This is a genomic window from Pseudomonas sp. GW456-E7 (assembly GCF_059424105.1).
Genome location: NZ_JBWKZB010000003.1, coordinates 25,940 through 44,476, shown reverse-complemented (window position 1 = coordinate 44,476; position 18,537 = coordinate 25,940). Strand labels below are relative to the sequence as shown.

The 18,537-nt window shown below is 59.1% G+C and carries 19 protein-coding genes; 14 read left to right on the top strand and 5 right to left on the bottom strand.

Going from position 1 to position 18,537, the window contains the following annotated elements:
* Positions 1 to 50 precede the first annotated feature (50 nt).
* From argJ to AC07YV_RS03070, 3 genes are all read left to right on the top strand, one after another.
* Complete coding sequence (gene argJ, locus AC07YV_RS03080) at positions 51 to 1,268, top strand: bifunctional glutamate N-acetyltransferase/amino-acid acetyltransferase ArgJ (RefSeq protein WP_102698385.1); 1,218 nt, start codon at positions 51 to 53, stop codon at positions 1,266 to 1,268.
* A 140-nt stretch (positions 1,269 to 1,408) separates the two neighbouring features.
* Positions 1,409 to 2,041: a glutathione S-transferase family protein gene (locus tag AC07YV_RS03075; RefSeq protein WP_102698384.1), complete on the top strand. Its 633-nt coding sequence runs from the start codon at positions 1,409 to 1,411 to the stop codon at positions 2,039 to 2,041.
* Positions 2,038 to 2,982 (top strand): Nudix family hydrolase, encoded by a 945-nt coding sequence (locus AC07YV_RS03070; RefSeq protein ID WP_102698383.1) that lies wholly within the window; start codon positions 2,038 to 2,040, stop codon positions 2,980 to 2,982. The genes AC07YV_RS03075 and AC07YV_RS03070 overlap by 4 nt, the downstream gene beginning before the upstream one ends.
* Positions 2,983 to 3,109: 127 nt before the next feature.
* Here the strand turns inward: AC07YV_RS03070 and AC07YV_RS03065 are convergent, their stop codons facing one another.
* From AC07YV_RS03065 to AC07YV_RS03055, 3 genes are read right to left on the bottom strand one after another with little or no spacing between them, the layout of a single operon-like run.
* Positions 3,110 to 3,691, bottom strand: coding sequence for a cob(I)yrinic acid a,c-diamide adenosyltransferase (locus AC07YV_RS03065; RefSeq protein WP_102698382.1), 582 nt, complete (start codon positions 3,689 to 3,691; stop codon positions 3,110 to 3,112).
* A gap of 2 nt (positions 3,692 to 3,693) precedes the next feature.
* A complete protein-coding gene (locus tag AC07YV_RS03060; protein ID WP_102698381.1) occupies positions 3,694 to 5,730 on the bottom strand; it encodes a sensor histidine kinase in 2,037 nt (678 codons plus the stop codon).
* A 45-nt stretch (positions 5,731 to 5,775) separates the two neighbouring features.
* The gene (locus AC07YV_RS03055) at positions 5,776 to 6,693 is read right to left on the bottom strand and encodes a putative 2-dehydropantoate 2-reductase (protein ID WP_102698380.1); all 918 of its coding nucleotides are present in this window, start codon (positions 6,691 to 6,693) and stop codon (positions 5,776 to 5,778) included.
* Positions 6,694 to 6,828: 135 nt separating this feature from the next.
* Here AC07YV_RS03055 and AC07YV_RS03050 point away from each other — a divergent pair, with 135 nt between their 5' ends.
* On the top strand, positions 6,829 to 7,314 hold the full coding sequence (locus tag AC07YV_RS03050; protein WP_007977344.1) for a YajQ family cyclic di-GMP-binding protein: 486 nt from the start codon (positions 6,829 to 6,831) through the stop codon (positions 7,312 to 7,314).
* Between the two features lie 138 nt (positions 7,315 to 7,452).
* The gene (locus AC07YV_RS03045; RefSeq protein WP_102698379.1) at positions 7,453 to 8,295 is read left to right on the top strand and encodes a mechanosensitive ion channel family protein; all 843 of its coding nucleotides are present in this window, start codon (positions 7,453 to 7,455) and stop codon (positions 8,293 to 8,295) included.
* Between the two features lie 141 nt (positions 8,296 to 8,436).
* Here the strand turns inward: AC07YV_RS03045 and AC07YV_RS03040 are convergent, their stop codons facing one another.
* Positions 8,437 to 9,765 (bottom strand): OprD family porin, encoded by a 1,329-nt coding sequence (locus AC07YV_RS03040; protein ID WP_095965396.1) that lies wholly within the window; start codon positions 9,763 to 9,765, stop codon positions 8,437 to 8,439.
* Positions 9,766 to 10,673: 908 nt separating this feature from the next.
* Here AC07YV_RS03040 and AC07YV_RS03035 point away from each other — a divergent pair.
* Positions 10,674 to 11,099 carry an HIT domain-containing protein gene (locus AC07YV_RS03035; protein WP_102698378.1) on the top strand — a complete coding sequence of 142 codons (426 nt, stop codon included), beginning with the start codon at positions 10,674 to 10,676 and terminating at the stop codon, positions 11,097 to 11,099.
* Between the two features lie 3 nt (positions 11,100 to 11,102).
* Entirely contained in the window at positions 11,103 to 11,309 is a 207-nt protein-coding gene (locus AC07YV_RS03030) for a SlyX family protein (RefSeq protein ID WP_007977339.1), read from the top strand.
* 65 nt (positions 11,310 to 11,374) lie between these two features.
* On the opposite strand, the gene AC07YV_RS03025 is transcribed toward AC07YV_RS03030, so the two are convergent.
* On the bottom strand, positions 11,375 to 11,977 hold the full coding sequence (locus tag AC07YV_RS03025) for a cold-shock protein (protein ID WP_095965394.1): 603 nt from the start codon (positions 11,975 to 11,977) through the stop codon (positions 11,375 to 11,377).
* A 529-nt stretch (positions 11,978 to 12,506) separates the two neighbouring features.
* Between AC07YV_RS03025 and AC07YV_RS03020 the strand changes: the two genes are divergently transcribed.
* The 7 genes from AC07YV_RS03020 to ruvB all read left to right on the top strand — a co-directional run bounded on the left by AC07YV_RS03020 (position 12,507) and on the right by ruvB (position 18,424).
* Positions 12,507 to 12,842, top strand: a complete 336-nt coding sequence (locus tag AC07YV_RS03020) for a ribbon-helix-helix domain-containing protein (RefSeq protein WP_102698377.1) — start codon at positions 12,507 to 12,509, stop codon at positions 12,840 to 12,842.
* A gap of 136 nt (positions 12,843 to 12,978) precedes the next feature.
* Entirely contained in the window at positions 12,979 to 13,200 is a 222-nt protein-coding gene (locus AC07YV_RS03015) for an FmdB family zinc ribbon protein (protein ID WP_007977333.1), read from the top strand.
* Between the two features lie 121 nt (positions 13,201 to 13,321).
* Entirely contained in the window at positions 13,322 to 15,097 is a 1,776-nt protein-coding gene (gene aspS, locus AC07YV_RS03010; protein WP_102698376.1) for an aspartate--tRNA ligase, read from the top strand.
* A 128-nt stretch (positions 15,098 to 15,225) separates the two neighbouring features.
* Entirely contained in the window at positions 15,226 to 15,972 is a 747-nt protein-coding gene (locus AC07YV_RS03005; RefSeq protein ID WP_007977329.1) for a YebC/PmpR family DNA-binding transcriptional regulator, read from the top strand.
* Positions 15,973 to 16,114: 142 nt separating this feature from the next.
* A complete protein-coding gene (gene ruvC, locus AC07YV_RS03000; RefSeq protein WP_102698375.1) occupies positions 16,115 to 16,639 on the top strand; it encodes a crossover junction endodeoxyribonuclease RuvC in 525 nt (174 codons plus the stop codon).
* Between the two features lie 114 nt (positions 16,640 to 16,753).
* A complete protein-coding gene (gene ruvA, locus AC07YV_RS02995; protein ID WP_007995640.1) occupies positions 16,754 to 17,362 on the top strand; it encodes a Holliday junction branch migration protein RuvA in 609 nt (202 codons plus the stop codon).
* Positions 17,363 to 18,424, top strand: a complete 1,062-nt coding sequence (gene ruvB / locus AC07YV_RS02990) for a Holliday junction branch migration DNA helicase RuvB (RefSeq protein WP_015096600.1) — start codon at positions 17,363 to 17,365, stop codon at positions 18,422 to 18,424.
* Positions 18,425 to 18,537: the final 113 nt, after the last annotated feature.

The following is an 18,537-nucleotide window of genomic DNA, read 5'->3' as shown; positions in this document are numbered from 1 at the left end:
CCACCGTCTTCCTGAAACGGTGCTGACATCATTTATAAAGGAGCGCATTCATGGCTGTTGGTCTTGGTCCTTTGCCAACGTTGCACCCGGTTGCCGGTTTTGAACTCGGTATCGCCTCGGCTGGCATCAAGCGCCCGGGGCGCAAGGATGTTGTGGTCATGCGCTGTGTCGAAGGCTCCACGGTAGCCGGCGTGTTCACCCTGAACGCCTTTTGCGCCGCCCCGGTGATCCTGGCCAAGCAACGCGTACAAGGCCCTGTGCGTTACCTGCTGACCAACACCGGCAATGCCAACGCCGGTACCGGCGAGCCAGGCCTGGCCGCCGCCGAGCGCACGTGCGCCAAACTGGCGGAGCTGACCGGCGTCGAAGCCAGCCAGGTGCTGCCGTACTCCACCGGTGTGATCGGCGAACCGTTGCCTGTGGAGAAAATCGAAGGCGCACTGCAAGCGGCCCTTGATGACCTGTCGATCCACAACTGGGAAGCTGCCGCCACCGGCATCATGACCACCGACACCCTGCCAAAAGGTGCCAGCCGTCAGTTCCAGCACGACGGCGTGACCGTCACCGTGACCGGTATCAGCAAAGGCGCCGGCATGATTCGCCCGAACATGGCGACCATGCTCGGCTACATCGCCACCGACGCCAAAGTCTCCCGCGATGTGTTGCAAAACCTGATGCTCGATGGCGCCAACAAGTCGTTCAACCGCATCACCATCGATGGTGATACGTCGACCAACGACTGCTGCATGCTGATCGCCACGGGGCAGGCGGCGCTGCCGGAAATCACCCGCGCTGAGGGCGAACTGTTCGCCAAGTTGAAGCAGGCGGTGTTCGAAGTGTGCATGGACGTGGCCCAGGCCATCGTTCGCGACGGCGAAGGCGCGACCAAGTTCGTGACCGTTGAAGTCAACGGCGGCGGCAATCACCAGGAGTGCCTGGATGTCGGCTACACCGTGGCTCACTCGCCGTTGATCAAGACGGCGCTGTTTGCTTCCGATCCGAACTGGGGCCGTATCCTGGCAGCCGTTGGCCGTGCCGGTGTGCCGGACCTGGACGTGAGCAAGATCGACGTATTCCTCGGTGACGTGTGCATTGCCAGCCGTGGCGCGCGCGCCGCGACCTACACCGAAGCCCAGGGTGCGGCGGTGATGCAGCAGGAAGAAATCACCATTCGTATCGAGCTGGGTCGTGGCGATTGCAGCGAAACCATCTGGACCACCGACCTGTCCCACGAGTACGTGAAGATCAACGCCGAGTACCGTACTTAAGACCGAGTCGCTCCATTCGCGAGCAAGCCCGCTCCCACAGGGTTCAATGGTGACACTGTGGGAGCGGGCTTGCTCGCGAAGGCTGACGACCAGACGCTAGATATTCTGGCTTGTTACCCTGACGAGAAGGCACCCCGCACATGAGCCTGCACCTGATCATCGGCGACAAACTGCATTCCTCCTGGTCCCTGCGCGGCGCTCTGGCCCTCGATCTGGCTGGCGCCTCCTACACCGAAGAACTGATCAAGCTGAACCAGCCGGACACCCGCGAGCGTCTGCTCAAGCATTCGCCGACCGCCAAGGTCCCGCTGCTGAAGACCGAACACGGCACCATCGCCGACTCCCTGGCGATTGCCGAATACCTGGCAGAACGGTTCCCCGATGCGAACCTGTGGCCCAAAGACACCGCCGCCCGTGCCCAGGCGCGTTCGGCGTGCGCGCAGATGCACAGTGGCTTTTTCGCCATGCGTGGCAACATGCCGTTCGACCTGAGCCATGACGCAGCGCTGTCGCCGGTCCCGGCCGATGTCCAGGCGGACATCGAGCGCATGTCGGCGTTGTGGGCCGAGTGTCGTGCCGCTGCGACCGAGAGCGGTCCGTACCTGTTTGGCCGCCTCACGTTGGCCGACGCGTTTTTTGCACCCATCGCCGTACGCCTGCGCACCTATCGGGTGAAGCTGTCCGCGGCTGACGAAGCCTATGTTGAAACCCTCTACCAATGGCCGGCGTTCAAGGCCTGGCAGAAGGCCGGACTGGAGGAGTTGGAAAAGTGAAGCGAGTCCATGTCGCCGCCGCCGTCATCCGCGATGGCAGTGGCCAGATCCTGATCGCCCGCCGTGCCGATTCACAGCACCAGGGCGGCCTGTGGGAGTTTCCGGGGGGCAAGGTCGAGGCCGACGAGTCGGTCGAAACCGCACTGGCCCGCGAGCTCCATGAGGAGCTGGGCATCGTGGTCGATGCGGCGCGCCCGCTGATCAAGGTCCGGCACGATTATCCGGACAAGCAGGTGTTGCTGGATGTCTGGGAGGTCTCGGCGTTTAGCGGCGAGCCCCACGGCGCCGAAGGCCAACCGCTGGCCTGGGTGTCGCCCCGTGATCTGCCAGATTACGAGTTCCCGGCGGCCAATCAGCCGATCGTCGCGGCGGCCCGATTGTCATCGCAGTACCTGATTACCCCGGAAGATCTGGAAACCCCGGCGTTGCTGCGTGGCATCCAGAAAGCCATTGCCGGTGGCATCAAGCTGATCCAGCTGCGTGCACCGAATGGTTACGATCCCAAATATCGCGACCTGGCTGTCGATGCGGTGGGCCTGTGTGCCGGCAAGGCCCAATTGATGCTCAAGGGGCCGTTCGAGTGGTTGGGCGACTTCCCGTCCGCGGGTTGGCACATCACCTCGGCGCAGTTGCGCAAATACGCAGCGGCTGGCCGACCGCTACCGGCATCGCGCTGGCTGGCGGCGTCGTGCCATAACGCTGAAGAACTGGTGCTGGCCGAACAGATGGGGGTGGACTTTGTGACCCTGTCGCCGGTGCAACCCACTCTGACTCACCCGGGTGTCGAGCCGTTGGGATGGGAGCAGGCGTCGAGTTTGATCGAGGGCTTCAGCAAGCCGGTGTTCCTGCTGGGTGGCGTTGGCCCGGCCGAGGTCGAGAAAGCCTGGGCTGCCGGCGCGCAGGGTGTGGCGGGGATTCGGGCGTTTTGGCCTGAGGGCTGATTCTGTGCTGTAGCTTCTGACGCCTTCGCGAGCAGGCTCGCTCCCACATTTGATCGCATTTCTTCAGTAACAATGCGGTCACCTGTGGGAGCGAGCCTGCTCGCGAAGGGGTCCTGACAGACGCCGGCTAAATCTCAGGCTTCGCCGCCGGCTGCCATAGAATCTCGGCCACGCCCTGACGCTTGGCAATCAGCCGCGCCACCACGAACAACAAATCCGACAACCGATTGATGTACGCCAGGCCAACCCCGGTCAACGGCTCAATCGCATTCAATTGCTGACACCGCCGCTCGGCACTGCGCGCCAGGCTACGGCAGACATGGGCCTGGGCAATCAGCGCCGAACCGCCGGGCAAGATGAAATTTTCCAGTGGTCCCAGCTCTTCATTCCACACATCGATCGCCGCTTCCAGGCGCTCGATTTCCGCTGCATTCAAGGCCTGATACACCGGCATTGCCAGCTCACCACCCAGATCAAACAATCGATGCTGGCAAGGCGCCAAAACCTCGACCACTTCCTGCAGGCCTGCAAAAGTATCCGTTTGTGCCGCCAACCCGGCCAGCAACACGCCCACCTGACTGTTCAGCGTATCGACTTCGCCAATGGCCTCGATCCGCGGGTGATCCTTGGGGACGCGACGGCCATCGCCCAGCCCGGTCTCGCCTTTGTCGCCAGTGCGGGTGTAAATCTTCGACAAACGAAAGCCCATGGTTACCTCGATAGCAGATTGAGTTCTTGCGCGACAGGTGCCGTGCTCGCCAGGGGCAGGCGCAAGGTGAAGCAAGTGCCTTGGCCCAGGGTCGATTGCACTTCCATCTGCCCCTTGTGGTTATTGGTGATGATGAAGTACGACACTGACAGCCCAAGTCCGGTGCCCTGGCCGATTTCCTTGGTGGTGAAGAAGGGTTCGAAAGTCCGTTTGCGCACGTTTTCACTCATGCCGATGCCGTTGTCCTCGACCTGGATTTCCGCCCACGGCGGGTTCAGCCGGGTGCGCAGAATGATCCGCCCTGGCTCGCTGTCGTCTTCGCGCTGGTGAATGGCTTGCGCAGCGTTTTTCAGCAGGTTGAGCAGTACTTGCTCCAGTTCGTTGGCGGTGCCGGGGACCGGGCCCAGCGCCGGGTCGAACTGACGAATGATGGCCTGGCCCTTGAAGTCGAAGCCGATCGCCAGGTCGAAATCGTTGCCGGCGATTTCCACTGCCTGATCAATCAGGGCGGGCAGATCGCACGGGGCCATCTGGCGGGTGCTGCGACGGCTGAAACTGAGCATGTGGGTGACGATTTTGGCGGCCCGGGCACCGGCCTGCTGGATACCGTCGAGCAACTGTGGCACTTCGCGGATTTTCAGATACTGATTGACCGTCGCCAGTTCGATACCAGCCTGTTCGGCGACCTCAAGGTTCTTCGGCAGGTCGGGGGACAGGCGTCGGCGAATGTTTTGCACGTTGTGCAGGATCGCACCCAGCGGGTTGTTGATCTCGTGGGCCATGCCAGCGGCAAGACCGCCGACCGACAGCATTTTCTCCGACTGCACCATCATTTCTTCCAGGGACAGGCGCTGGGTGATGTCGTCGATCCGGATCACCACGCCACGCCCGGCACCGCCCATCAGTGGATAGAAAGTCAGGGCGTAGTGGCGGGGCTCGTCGTCCTTGAGCCAGGTGACACGTTCGATTTTGGCCACCGTATGCTGTTCGACCGTTTCCTTGAGTTGCGGCAAGAACGGCTTGAGCGGTTCGAAGGCGAGGAAGATGGGCTGGTTCAGGGCTTCATCGAGGCGTGTGCCGGACAGGGCGCTGGCTTCCTGGTTCCATTGAGTCACGTAGAGCTGTTCGTCGAGGGCGATCAGCGCCGACGGCATGGAGTCGATGATGCTGTTGAGGTAGTTCTGGAAGCCGGTGAGCTTTTTCTCGATCTTGCTGCGCACCTGGACTTCGAGCTCCAGTTTGCGGTTGGTATGACGGGTTTCTTCCGCCAGGCCCTGGGCCTGGTCGTATGCGGCCTGGGAGTCGTCCCGAGCCCGCTTGAGTTGCTGCTCCCTGGCCTCGATCCGCGAGAGCATGGTGTTGAATGCCTCGGCCAGGCTGCCGATTTCATCGTGGTTCCCTCGCGAAGCACGCAGTGCGTAGTTTTCTTCACGGGTGACCTGCCGCGACAACTCTTCAAGCTGGTGGATCGGCCGGGTGATCAGGCGCTTGATCTGGCGGGCAATGATCAGCCACAGCAGCACACTGAAGATCAGAATGCCCAGGCTGGCCGTCAGGGTCCCGGTGTAGAACGCCACGGGCAGTTCACTGCTGGCGACCAGCAGCAAATGTCCCGGTGCAGCGCCGGGGCGGGCCAAGGTGATGACTTGATTGGTGCGAAACTCGGTGACCTGCCAGTCTTCGATATGCCGGAAATGTTTGGGTAGCTCGAGATTGTCGCCATGCTGCAATTGCGCCAACCGCTCACCCTTTGCGTCATACAGGGCGGCCGCGCGCAACGGCGAATAGCTATTGAGTTCATTCAGCAGGCGCTCGGCGCTTTGGGGGGACGCCAGGGCTTCGGAGGCCAGGCTGGGGTTGGATACCAGCCGGCCGATGGTCTGCAGGGCCTGGGGCGCCATGCTTTCCTGGGAGATGTAGTACGCGGCGCTGATAAAGGTCAGGTTGGCAACCAGCAGGACGGTGACCATCAGTACCAGCAGGGCGGCCAGCAGTTTCTGGCCGACGGGCAGGTTTTCAAGGCGCTGGCGCAATGGCATCGGATTCATCGCAGACAAGGAACAAGTGGCCAGCGTAGCCGCTGCTCAGTCGCTGGGCAATCCAAGGCTTTGCAGGCGAGCGATCAACCTTGCCTGAAGTTGATTGAGGTGAGGCAGGTTCAGTTGATGACGCCCGGCCACTTTGCAGGCGTAGCCCAGCAGGTAGCTGATTTCCGTGCGGCGCTGGCTCGTGACGTCCTGATGCATCGACGAGTAGTTGGCCGCGGTGGCGTGAATCACCCGTTCGACCTCTTGCTGCAGGTTTTCGCCCGCCGCCGGCTGACCGCAACGCTCAAGTAACTCCACCAGTTCACCGCACAGGGTGGCCACTTCGCATTGATGTTGCTGCAAACCGCCGTTGCGGCAATCGTGCAGCACCGTCAGCGGGTTGATCGCACAGTTGAGCGCCAGCTTGCGCCACAGCCTGGTCAGAATATCGGTGCTCCACTCGTGAGGGATGCCGGCAGCGCTCAAGTCATCGAGCCAGATCGGCGCGACGGGATGGCTCGCATCCCCCAGCCAGGTGAAGCCATGTCCAGCAAACACCACGCGCCAATCGCCATCACGGAAGGCGCCTTCGGTGCTCGAGGCATAGATGCAGCGTGCCTGGGGAACCTGTGCGGCCACCGCGTCCTGACTGCCCAGGCCATTTTGCAGCAGGATCAGTTCGGCGCCGGGGGCCAGGCGTGACGCCAGTCGGGCCACCGCGCTCTCGGTATCGTAGGCCTTGCACGCCACCAACAGGCGGTTGATCGGCTGGCGGCTGTCCGCTGTTTCGGCGGGCACGGCGTAGTGTTGCGCCTGGCCGTGTTCCACCAGTGTCAATCCGCCTGCAGTCTCATAGGCCTGCAGTCTCGCGGTGTCCCGCAGGATCAGCCTGACCGGCACGCCAGCCCGGGCCAGGCGAGTCGCCCATAAAGTGCCGAGGCTGCCGGCGCCGAGTACATGCCAGGTGGTGGACATCAGCTTTTTGCTCTGTTTATGGCGTGCATCGGCAGCTCACAGTGAATGATGGGAAAGACCCGTTATAATCAGCGCGGATTTTAACCGCAAGCCAGGCGCGCTCCATCGGTGCGCCTTTAAATTTGGAGAGATTACATGCCGTCGTTCGACGTGGTATCCGAACTGGACAAACACGAAGTCACCAACGCGGTCGAGAACGCCGTCAAGGAACTCGATCGTCGTTATGACCTGAAAGGCAAAGGCAGCTTCGAGTTCAAGGAAAAAGACCTGACCGTCAACCTGACCGCAGAAGCGGATTTCCAGCTCGAAGCGATGATTGAGATCCTCAAGCTGGCTCTGGTCAAGCGCAAGATCGACGTGCAGTGCCTCGAAGTCAAGGATGCCTTCGCGTCGGGCAAGCTGATGAAGCAGGAAGCCGTCCTCAAGGAAGGCATCGACAAGGAGCTGGCGAAGAAAATCGTTGCTCACGTCAAAGATGCCAAGCTCAAGGTCCAGGCGGCCATTCAGGGCGAGCAGGTTCGTATTACCGGCAAGAAGCGCGATGACCTGCAAGAAGCCATTGCTGTGCTGCGGGCCAAGGAGTTCGGAATGCCGCTGCAGTTCAACAACTTCCGCGACTGATCTTGAAAGCGGGAACCTCCTGGCGTTTGTGACGTCGGAGGCCCAAGCAACGGCAGAAACGATTGAACCCGTCGCGGTTCGATCTTTCTGCCGCTTTTTTTACGCATGCCGCATAGCCGGAAAAACAGGAGAAAGTAGATGGACTTAAGCGCTGAGGTAGACAACCTGGTCAAGGTATCCCAAACCTGGATCCCGATGATCATGGAATACGGCAGTCGCGTACTGCTGGCGGTCATCACCCTGGCCATCGGCTGGTGGCTGATCAACAAAGTCACGAAAAAGCTCGGCGGTCTGATTGCATTGCGCAATGCCGACCTGGCGTTGCAGGGCTTTATCAGCAGCCTGGCGAACATCATCCTCAAGATCCTGCTGGTCGTCAGCGTGGCCTCGATGATCGGTGTGGAAACCACTTCGTTTGTGGCAGCGATTGGTGCGGCGGGCCTGGCCATTGGCCTTGCATTGCAGGGCAGCCTGGCGAACTTCGCTGGCGGCGTGTTGATTTTGCTGTTCCGTCCGTTTCGTATCGGTGACTGGATCGAAGCCCAGGGGATTGCCGGCACCGTCGACAGCATCCAGATTTTCCATACCGTACTGCGCACCGGTGACAACAAGACCATCATCGTGCCCAACGGTAATCTGTCCAACGGCATTATCACCAACACCAATCGCCAGCCGACCCGCAAAGTCGTGTTTGATGTAGGCGTCGATTATGAAGCGGACTTGCAGAAAGCCCGGCAGGTGTTGCTGGAGTTGGCCAAGGATCCGCGTGTATTGACTGATCCGGAACCTCAGGCAGTCATTTCGACATTGGGTGACAGTTCTATCACTGTTTCCCTGCGTGTCTGGGTGAAGACAGCGGATTATTGGGATGTGATGTTCATGTTCAACGAACTGTCCCGTGATCGCCTGAGAGAGGCCGGCATCGATATTCCATTTCCACAGCGGGTTATTCGCGTGGTTCAGGAGTCCGCAGTGCAGTGATTGACTTTGCCATATATGTCTGACTTTTCGGTCAGGCATGTGGGGTTACTGTTCAATAATTGAACAATTTGCACAGGCAACAAAAAAGGCCCATCGGAAGATGGGCCTTTTATTTTGTTACCGCAAACTAACTGGATGCGATTACAAAACCGACAGCGGGTAGTCGACGATGAAACGGAACTCTTTCACGTCGCCTTCACCTTCGTCAGCGTTAGCGAAGTGCCATGCTTGACGAATACGGAAGGACAGGTCTTTTGCCGGGCCAGTCTGAACAACGTACTTGGCTTCGAAGTTGGTTTCGTTGTGCTTGCCGTCTGCACCGTAGATGCCTTCGTAAGCGCCGCCAACTGGGGCTTTGGTGCCGTCGATGTCCCAACCTTTCACGTAACGGGTCATGAAGCTCAGACCTGGAACGCCGTACTCAGCCATTTTCAGGTCGTAACGAACCTGGGCAGACTTCTCGTTCGGAGCGTTGAAGTCAGAGTACTGGATGGAGTTGGCGAGGAAGATCGAGTCGCCGCCGCGGTTGTTTTTGCCCACACCGATGTAGTCGAACGGAGTGTCACCGTTGATCTTCTGGAAGGCGAGGGTGATGGTGTGCGCTTTCATGAACGAGAAAGCGGCTGCCAGGGAGTAAGCGGTGTTGCTGATCTCGCCCGCTTTGGCATCACCAGTGTCTTTGGTGTTGTAGATGTTACCGTCCAGGTTCAGCGACTCGTCGCCGCCCAGCGGGATGGTGTAGTTCAGGTTGGCGTAGTACTGGTTCCAGATGTCTTCCAGCTTGGCGCCGTACAGCGATGCCGACAGGTTGTCGGTGATGCCGTATTTGCCACCGAAGTAGTCGATGGAGTTGGCTTCTACGCCAGCGTAGGTTGCAAACAGGCCGCCGTCACGAGCGTTACGGTCCTGGCTGGTCGCCGAGTAGAAGTGACCGGCTTCGAGGTCAAGGTCTTTGACTTCGCTGCTTTGCAGTTGGATACCGCTGGCAGTTTGAGGAAGGATACGGGAACCGCCAACAGCGAACACTGGAGCAGTGCTTGGCTGCATGTCGCCGACTTTCAGCTCGGTTTTCGATACGCGGAATTTAACGGCGCCGCCGGCTTTACCCTGGCTGTCGTTAACTTCGCCATCGGCGTCGCGGCTCATGTTGCCGGTGCCGCCGGTGCCATCACCGCCGTCCAGTTTGATTGCCAGGTAACCGAAAGCGTCAACGCCAACACCGATCAGGCCTTGGGTGTAACCGGAGCTGAAATTGCCCCAGATGCCTTGGGTCCAGTCTTTCTGGTCGTTGGCACCATCTTTGTTATCACGGTTGAAGTAGTAGTTGCGAACCAGCAAGTTCAGGGTGCTGTCTTCAACAATACCTTTGGCTTCAGCCTGGTCACTTACGAAAGGGGCGGCCGTAGCCAATTGGGTACTGGCTGCTGCTGCAACTGCCAGTGCGATCATGCTCCACTTCATCACGCGCATCGTGATTTGCTCCTTTGGTTTTAGAAGAGTACTGCCGTCCCACCTGTTTTATTATCTGGGCGGCTCTTTCTTTTTGTGTCGGCGCAAACTTATATCACGCCGACAATGTTGGCGATACTTGCGTATCTAACCTTTCGCGTTCTTTACGACCATGTCGCAAACAGCGAGGTAGATGTCGCAAATTTCGAGCTCCGACGCAACCGGGCTGACAACTTTAATGCTGTTTTCTGAGCCTTGGTGTCGGTAAAAAGAGTCCTGGTGAAACGTTTGAATCTCCATCGGGCTACCTTGCCACTGTCTTTTTTGCCTGAATGCCCCCCACTTCCAGCGGGTGTCACTCAGGTGATGTTGGGTACGTATGCAACAAGCGTGCACAAAATCATGTTTTGCTACGGTTTTTTAAAATTGATTGTCTGGCGCTGTAAAAACCTCATAAAACCGGGGGGTTCAAGCGTCCTTGGTGTGGGCTTGACGCTTTGCCTCTCATCATGTTGCACCCTTCTGGTCGACTGCCTGACAACCAAAAATGTTACCGGTTCACCCCGCCAGTGAGTAAATGGCGGATGTCGAAGCATCCAGCGTAGACCCACTGTGCGGTTTTGGTGCAAAAAATTTTAACCTTGTGCTGAATTCATTCCTGTTGATCGTGTGTCTGGCGCGAACTCTTCGTTGTTAATCAGTCATTTCGGTGTTTTTTTCGGTCGGCCGGTTCTGTGCTGGTGCGTGGCGTCGAAAAGTGTCTCATCCGGGGGCGGGCTGTCAGCTTTACGCTGGTATTCGTGGCGTCAGTGCAAGGTTCGCCGTGAAGCATGCGCCGTTCACAGGTATGCTGCCGTCCGGTCGCTTGGTGCGCTGCTCCTCTGGATGGACGCTAAGCTGAAATTGATGACCCGGCGGGAGTACGCGCAGTGTTCGCTCTAGATCCACGACTTCAACAAGACACGTTACCGATAGGGGACTTTCCGCTCTGTCGGTTGCTGTTGTCCAACGACTCGAACTATCCCTGGTTCATCCTGGTACCTCGTCGTGAGGCTATCAGCGAGATGTTTCAGTTGGATGTCGCGGACCAGCGACAACTTTGGCAAGAGACGACGGCGCTTTCGCAAGTGCTCAAGGACTCGTTCGATGCGGACAAATTGAATGTTGCGGCGCTGGGCAATGTCGTCAGCCAGTTGCACATGCACGTGATTGTGCGCAAGCGTGAAGATGCCGCCTGGCCAGCACCCGTTTGGGGCCGGCACCCGGCAAAACCCTACGGTTCGGAGCAGGTTGCCGCCATTCGCGAGCGTTTGCGCCTGATATTGACCGATGACTTTACGTTTCTGGAGGGCTGAACCATGAGCCTGGAAGAACGCGTTACCGACCTTGAAAGTCGCCTGGCCTTTCAGGATGACACCATCCAGGCATTGAATGATGTGCTGGTCGCGCAGCAGCGGGTGGTCGAGCGTCTTCAACTGCAAATGGCTGCGTTGCTCAAGCGGCAGGAGGAAATGGTCGGCCAGTTCGAATCGTTCGAAGAGGAAGCGCCACCGCCGCACTACTAATCAATGTGCAGGCATGAAAAAACCGCGTACAGCCAGGCTGTGCGCGGTTTTTTTTCAGCCTTGAATCAGCGACGCGGCAGTGCGGCGATCACATCTTCGGCTTGCAGGCCCTTGTCACGATTCATGACAGAGAACTCCACGCGCTGGCCTTCTACCAGGACGCGGTGGCCTTCACCGCGAATGGCCCGGAAGTGGACGAAGATATCGTCGCCGGAGTCGCGGGAAATGAAGCCGAAGCCCTTGGATGTGTTGAACCACTTGACGGTGCCGGTATCGCGGTTGCTCATGTCGTAGCTTGGCGAGGCAGCGACCGGTGACGATTTGTAGAAGCTGATGCCCAGATGCAGGGCAACAGCGATCAGGGCGGCGACCAGGCTGAACAGAACGGCAGGTTGACCGGCGATGACAGGCATCGGCGCGATCAGCGTCAGGGTCTGCAGGACTACCGCCAGAGCCAGCAGGACGCTGACCAGGTTTTGCAGTTGGTGGCGCGGACCTTTGTTCCAGTAAGGGATGACAGGTGCAAGCGTGAGATTGAGCAGGCCGAAAAAGGCCAGGTACAGCGCGTCAGGTTGTTGCAGGTAAGGCAAGGCTTCAGGGTGCAGGCTAGGGATGAAGGACAGCAGCAAGGCTGCTGCGCCTATCAACAGATGGACGATTTTCAACATTTTGATTAACTCACGTTAAGACAGCTCACAAGGAAGAGCTGATGGCGCACGGTTCGCTTCAAGACAATAAAGAGGCGTTGGACACGTGCCCGTTATCAGCCTATGCGCCAGGCCCGGAAAAATAGGCACTGGCGACACGTCGTCTATTTAACAGCAAAGCCGCAGGCTACTCAAATCAGGGCGTCCGGTGGCTCTTTGGCGGTCGTTTGCCGCAGGTTGCCCGAAGTTCCGGGGCGGCGTAAGGCAAGTGACTTGCTGATCCGCGTAGGCAGGTGCATGAAAAAGTGGCGTGGATGCATGGTGCTCTTCTTTCCTACGCCGTTCCGTAGGTGCTTCTGAAGGGGGCATCGCTTCGCTGTGTGGGAAAACGTCCGGAGTAGGACGATCTCCAGGGTCTGCCATAAGTTGTTGGCTTATCCTACGCCGAGGGTCATAAAGTCGGCTGGAAAACACCTTTGCACCTGCGTTTTTATAAGTCGACAGGCAGTTGCGCTTTAAGAAACCAGGATGGCAAAGGAGTGTCAGCGTTATGGTTTATGAGAGGCAAGAAGAGGGGCGATACGGTTCGCACAGGGATGTAAGGGTTGATCCGTTTGTTCGTGAGTTCGATATGGGATTGGCCCAGCCGTTGTCCCGCTCCGTACGATTGAATGGCTTTGCTACCTGTTTGCGGCTTGAGCAGGTTTATTGGGATATTTTGGGAGCGATGGCCCGGGCCAACGGTTGCTCGGTCAGTCGCCTGCTATCCCATGTGGATCGCGAAGTCCACTTGCGGCATGGCGGAGTAAGGAATTTCAGTGGATTGGTGCGGGTCGTCTGTGTCGTACACAGCCTCAAGGAAGGGGGTTGCATCGTCACTGCCTAGTCTGGGCGGTGAAAACGGCAGAGTGTCGGTCTGTGCAGTCTTACGGCTGCACAGGCCGCATTTAATGGATATAATCCCGCTCTTTGCCGCGAAACCCAGCGTGTGCGGTAGCAATCTGATCGCCGAGACAACCTCCATGCCGATGTACGATTATCAATGTGCTTCCTGTGGTCATCAGTTGGAAGCCATTCAAAAGATCAGCGATGCACCGCTGGTCGACTGCCCTGCCTGTCAGGCGCCAGAGCTTAAGAAAATGCTGTCCATGCCGGGCTTTCGCCTCAGCGGCACGGGTTGGTACGAAACCGATTTCAAGACCGGTTCCAAGAAGAACCTGGCCGGCGGCGACAAAGCTGACTAAGGTCCTGAACCTGAATTGAACGACACACGCGAGTTCTTGCATCACCCGGCGACTTTTCAAAGGCGGGGCTGCTGTAGGATCTCCAACCGAATTTCGAATTACGAGAAGTGAAACCACGACCATGATGCGCAGCCATTATTGCGGCCAACTGAACGAAAGCCTGGACGGCCAGGAAATTACCCTTTGCGGATGGGTTCACCGTCGCCGTGACCACGGTGGGGTGATTTTCCTCGATATCCGTGATCGTGATGGTCTGGCCCAGGTCGTGTTCGATCCGGACCGCGCTGAAACCTTCGCCGCAGCCGATCGCGTGCGTAGCGAGTACGTCGTGAAGATCACCGGCAAGGTTCGCCTGCGTCCGGCCGGTGCGACCAACGCCAACATGGCGTCGGGCATGATCGAAGTCCTCGGCTACGAACTGGAAGTGCTGAACGAATCGGAAACCCCGCCGTTCCCGCTGAACGAGTTCTCCGACGTCGGCGAAGAAACCCGCCTGCGCTATCGCTTCCTCGACCTGCGTCGCCCGGAAATGGCCGAGAAGCTGCGTCTGCGTTCGCGCATGACCACCAGCATCCGTCGCTTCCTGGACGAGAACGGCTTCCTCGACGTCGAGACGCCGATCCTGACCCGTGCTACCCCGGAAGGCGCGCGCGACTACCTGGTGCCGAGCCGTACGCATGCCGGTTCGTTCTTCGCCTTGCCGCAATCGCCGCAGCTGTTCAAGCAACTGCTGATGGTGGCCGGCTTCGACCGTTACTACCAGATCGCCAAGTGCTTCCGCGACGAAGACCTGCGCGCCGACCGCCAGCCGGAATTCACCCAGATCGACATCGAAACCAGCTTCCTCGATGAAAAAGAGATCATGGGCCTGACCGAGCAAATGATCCGCAACCTGTTCAAGGAAGTGCTGGGCCTGGAATTCGGCGAGTTCCCGCACATGACCTTCGAAGAAGCCATGCGCCGCTACGGTTCCGACAAGCCAGACCTGCGTAACCCGCTGGAACTGGTTGACGTGGCCGACCAGCTCAAGGAAGTCGACTTCAAGGTGTTCAGCGGCCCGGCCAACGACCCGAAATGCCGCATTGCCGCCCTGCGCGTGCCTGGCGGCGCGAGCATGCCGCGCAAGCAGATCGACGACTACACCAAGTTTGTCGGCATCTACGGTGCCAAGGGCCTGGCGTACATCAAGGTCAACGAGCGCGCGAATGGCGTTGACGGTCTGCAATCGCCGATCGTGAAGAACATCCCTGAAGCCAACCTCAACGTGATCCTGGATCGTGTTGGTGCAGTTGACGGCGACATCGTGTTCTTCGGTGCCGACAAGGCCAAGATCGTCAGCGAAGCGCTGGGTGCATTGCGCATCAAGCTCGGTCACGACCTGAGCCTGCTGACCTGCGAATGGGCTCCGATGTGGGTCGTTGACTTCCCGATGTTCGAAGAGAACGACGACGGCAGCTTCAGCGCCTTGCACCACCCGTTCACCGCGCCGAAGTGCTCCCCGGCGGAGTTGGAAGCCAACCCGGCGGGCGCTCTGTCCCGTGCCTATGACATGGTGTTGAACGGCACCGAGCTGGGTGGCGGTTCGATTCGTATCCACCGCAAAGAGATGCAACAGGCGGTCTTCCGTCTGCTGGGCATCAACGAAGCGGAACAGGAAGAGAAATTCGGCTTCCTGCTCGACGCCCTGAAATACGGCGCACCGCCGCACGGTGGCCTGGCCTTCGGTCTGGACCGTCTGGTGATGCTGATGACCGGCGCCCAGTCGATCCGTGAAGTGATCGCCTTCCCGAAAACCCAGAGCGCGGCCGATGTCATGACCCAGGCGCCGGGCCAGGTGGATGCCAAGGCATTGCGCGAGTTGCACATTCGTCTGCGTGAAACGCCTAAGGCCGAGTAAGGCTGACCCGAAGGGCGCATCTGCGGATGCGCCCTTTCTTTATAGGCAGAGCTGTTCAAGATTTTTGTTTGCCGGCCGGCGCAATACAGCGCAGCGGGCAATGTTTCAAAGAGAATTCGGAGCGAGTTATGGCAGGTCATTCCAAGTGGGCGAACATCAAGCACCGCAAAGAACGTCAGGATGCCAAGAGGGGCAAGATCTTCACCAAGTGGATTCGTGAGCTGACCGTCGCTGCCCGTCAGGGTGGTGGTGATCCAGGCTCCAATCCGCGTCTGCGCCTGGCCCTGGACAAGGCTCTGGGTGCGAACATGAGCCGTGACATCATCGATCGTGCCATCGCCCGCGGTACCGGCGCTGCCGACACCGACGACGTGGTCGAGCTGACCTACGAAGGTTACGGTCCTGGTGGCGTGGCGGTGATGGTCGAATGCATGACCGACAACCGTAATCGCACCGCCGCCGCGGTTCGCCATGCGTTCAGCAAGTGCGGTGGCAACCTCGGGACTGACGGTTCGGTGGCCTATCTGTTCGAACGCAAGGGGCAGATCTCTTTCGCCGCCGGCGTTGACGAAGACGCGCTGATGGAAGCGGCCATGGAGGCCGACGCCGATGACGTGGTGACCAACGAAGACGGTTCGATCGATGTGTTCACCTCGTTTGCCGGATTCTATTCCGTGCGTAACGCACTGGAAGCGGCGGGTTTCAAGGGTGACGACGCGGAAATCGTCATGCTGCCGACCACCAGCGCCGAGCTCGATCTGGAAGGCGCCGAGAAAGTCCTCAAGCTGATCGACATGCTCGAAGACCTGGATGACGTGCAAAACGTCTACTCCAACGCGGAAATCCCGGAATCGGTGGCCGCGCAGCTCGGTTGATGGTCGATAAAGATCGCAGCCCTGTAGGAGCTGCCGCAGGCTGCGATCTTTTGATCTTCGCTTTTAAAATCAAAAGATCGCAGCCTTCGGCAGCTCCTACACGGTTATCCTCAGGCAACCGCGAATTCCTTTTGCAGGCGTTATGACTTTAATTCTTGGTATCGACCCCGGTTCGCGCATCACCGGTTACGGTGTGGTTCGTGATACCGGCCGTGGCTGCGAGTACGTCGCCTCCGGTTGTATCCGCACCGGTGCCGGCGAGCTGGCTGAGCGACTGCAGATTGTCTATCGCGGGGTGCGGGAGATCATTCAGACCTACCATCCGGTGACCATGGGGATCGAAAAGGTGTTCATGGCCCGTAACGCCGATTCCGCCCTGAAACTGGGGCAGGCCCGTGGCGCAGCGATCGTGGCGGGTGCCGAGGAAAGCCTGGAAATTGCCGAATACAGCGCAACCCAGGTCAAGCAGGCGGTGGTCGGTACCGGCGCGGCCAATAAGGAGCAGGTGCAGATGATGGTCATGCACATGCTCAAGCTGACCAGCAAACCACAGATCGATGCTTCGGACGCCCTGGCCATTGCCATCTGCCATGCTCATACCCGCTCCAGTCTGCTGCCCCATGGCCTCGGGGCGGCACGCAGTCGTGGCGGGCGCCTGCGTCTCTGATAGCATCAGCAATCATTTTCATGGGGTGAGGGCGTTTCGCCTGGGTTGTCGGCGCTACTCCCTTGCTCTATCAGTCGCTGGCCCAGAGCTGGCCAACGCTCAAGGATTTGTAACGTGATTGGACGTTTGCGCGGCACCCTGGCTGAGAAGCAGCCTCCACACCTGATTCTGGATGTAAACGGCCTGGGTTATGAACTCGAAGTGCCGATGACGACCCTCTATCGCTTGCCGTCGGTCGGTGAGCCGCTGACGTTGCACACTCATTTGGTCGTGCGTGAAGACGCACAGTTACTCTATGGTTTTGTCGGCAAGCGTGAGCGCGATTTTTTCCGCGAGTTGATCCGCCTTAATGGTGTCGGGCCGAAACTGGCGCTGGCCTTGATGTCGAGCCTGGAAGTCGACGAACTGGTTCGTTGCGTGCAGTCCCAGGACACTTCAGCGCTGACCAAGGTGCCAGGTGTGGGCAAGAAAACCGCCGAGCGTTTGCTGGTGGAACTCAAGGATCGCTTCAAGGCCTGGGAAACCGTACCGGCCATGTTCGCCCTGGTGCCGAACCAGCCGGATGGACCGGCCCCGGTGAACACGGCTGAAAATGACGCCGTCAGCGCCTTGATCTCCCTGGGCTACAAACCGCAGGAAGCCAGCAAGGCGGTATCTGCGATCAAGGAAAAAGGCTTGAGCAGTGAAGACATGATCCGTCGCGCCTTGAAGGGAATGATCTAAGTGATTGAAGCTGATCGTCTGATCGCAGCCACGCACAGTCCGCGTGAGCGCGAAGAAGTCCAGGACCGGGCGATCCGCCCGGTCAGCCTGGCGGAGTACATTGGCCAGCCGACCGTTCGCGAGCAGATGGAGTTGTTCATCCAGGCCGCTCGCGGTCGTAACGAGTCCCTGGATCACACGCTGATCTTCGGGCCGCCGGGCCTGGGCAAGACCACCCTCGCCAACATCATCGCCCAGGAAATGGGGGTGTCGATCAAGAGTACTTCGGGGCCGGTGCTGGAGCGTCCGGGTGATCTCGCCGCACTGTTGACCAACCTTGAGCCTCACGATGTGCTGTTCATCGACGAAATTCATCGCCTGTCGCCCATCGTTGAAGAAGTGCTGTACCCGGCCATGGAGGATTTCCAGCTCGACATCATGATCGGTGAAGGCCCGGCCGCGCGGTCGATCAAGCTGGATCTGCCGCCGTTCACCCTGGTCGGCGCAACGACCCGGGCGGGGATGCTCACCAACCCGTTGCGTGACCGTTTCGGTATCGTTCAGCGTCTTGAGTTCTACAATAACGCCGACCTGTCGACGATTGTCAGTCGCTCGGCGAGCATCCTCGGTTTGCCGCTTGACCCGGAAGGCGCCTTTGAGATCGCCCGCCGTGCCCGTGGCACGCCCCGGATTGCCAATCGACTGTTGCGCCGGGTGCGTGATTTCGCCGAAGTTCGCGCCAAGGGGCATATCACCAAGCCGATTGCCGACCTGGCGCTGAACCTGCTGGACGTCGACGAACGCGGCTTCGATCACCAGGACCGGCGTCTGTTGCTGACCATGATCGAGAAGTTCGACGGCGGGCCGGTCGGGGTCGACAGCCTGGCCGCCGCCATCAGCGAAGAGCGTCACACCATTGAAGACGTACTTGAGCCTTACCTGATCCAGCAGGGTTACATCATGCGCACGCCAAGGGGGCGAGTGGTGACGCGGCATGCCTATCTGCATTTTGGTTTAAACATTCCGTCACGATTGGGCGAAATGCCCGTGGCAGACGAGTTCCTCGGTGCCAGTGACGATTAATTAACGTTGCGTGCTGATTTTTTCGGGCAATGTAGGGTCCCAGCACCGTACTTTCGCAAGAAAGCCGCAGATCAATGAAAAACAGTTGCCTGGCCGGATTGGCAACCTGAGGA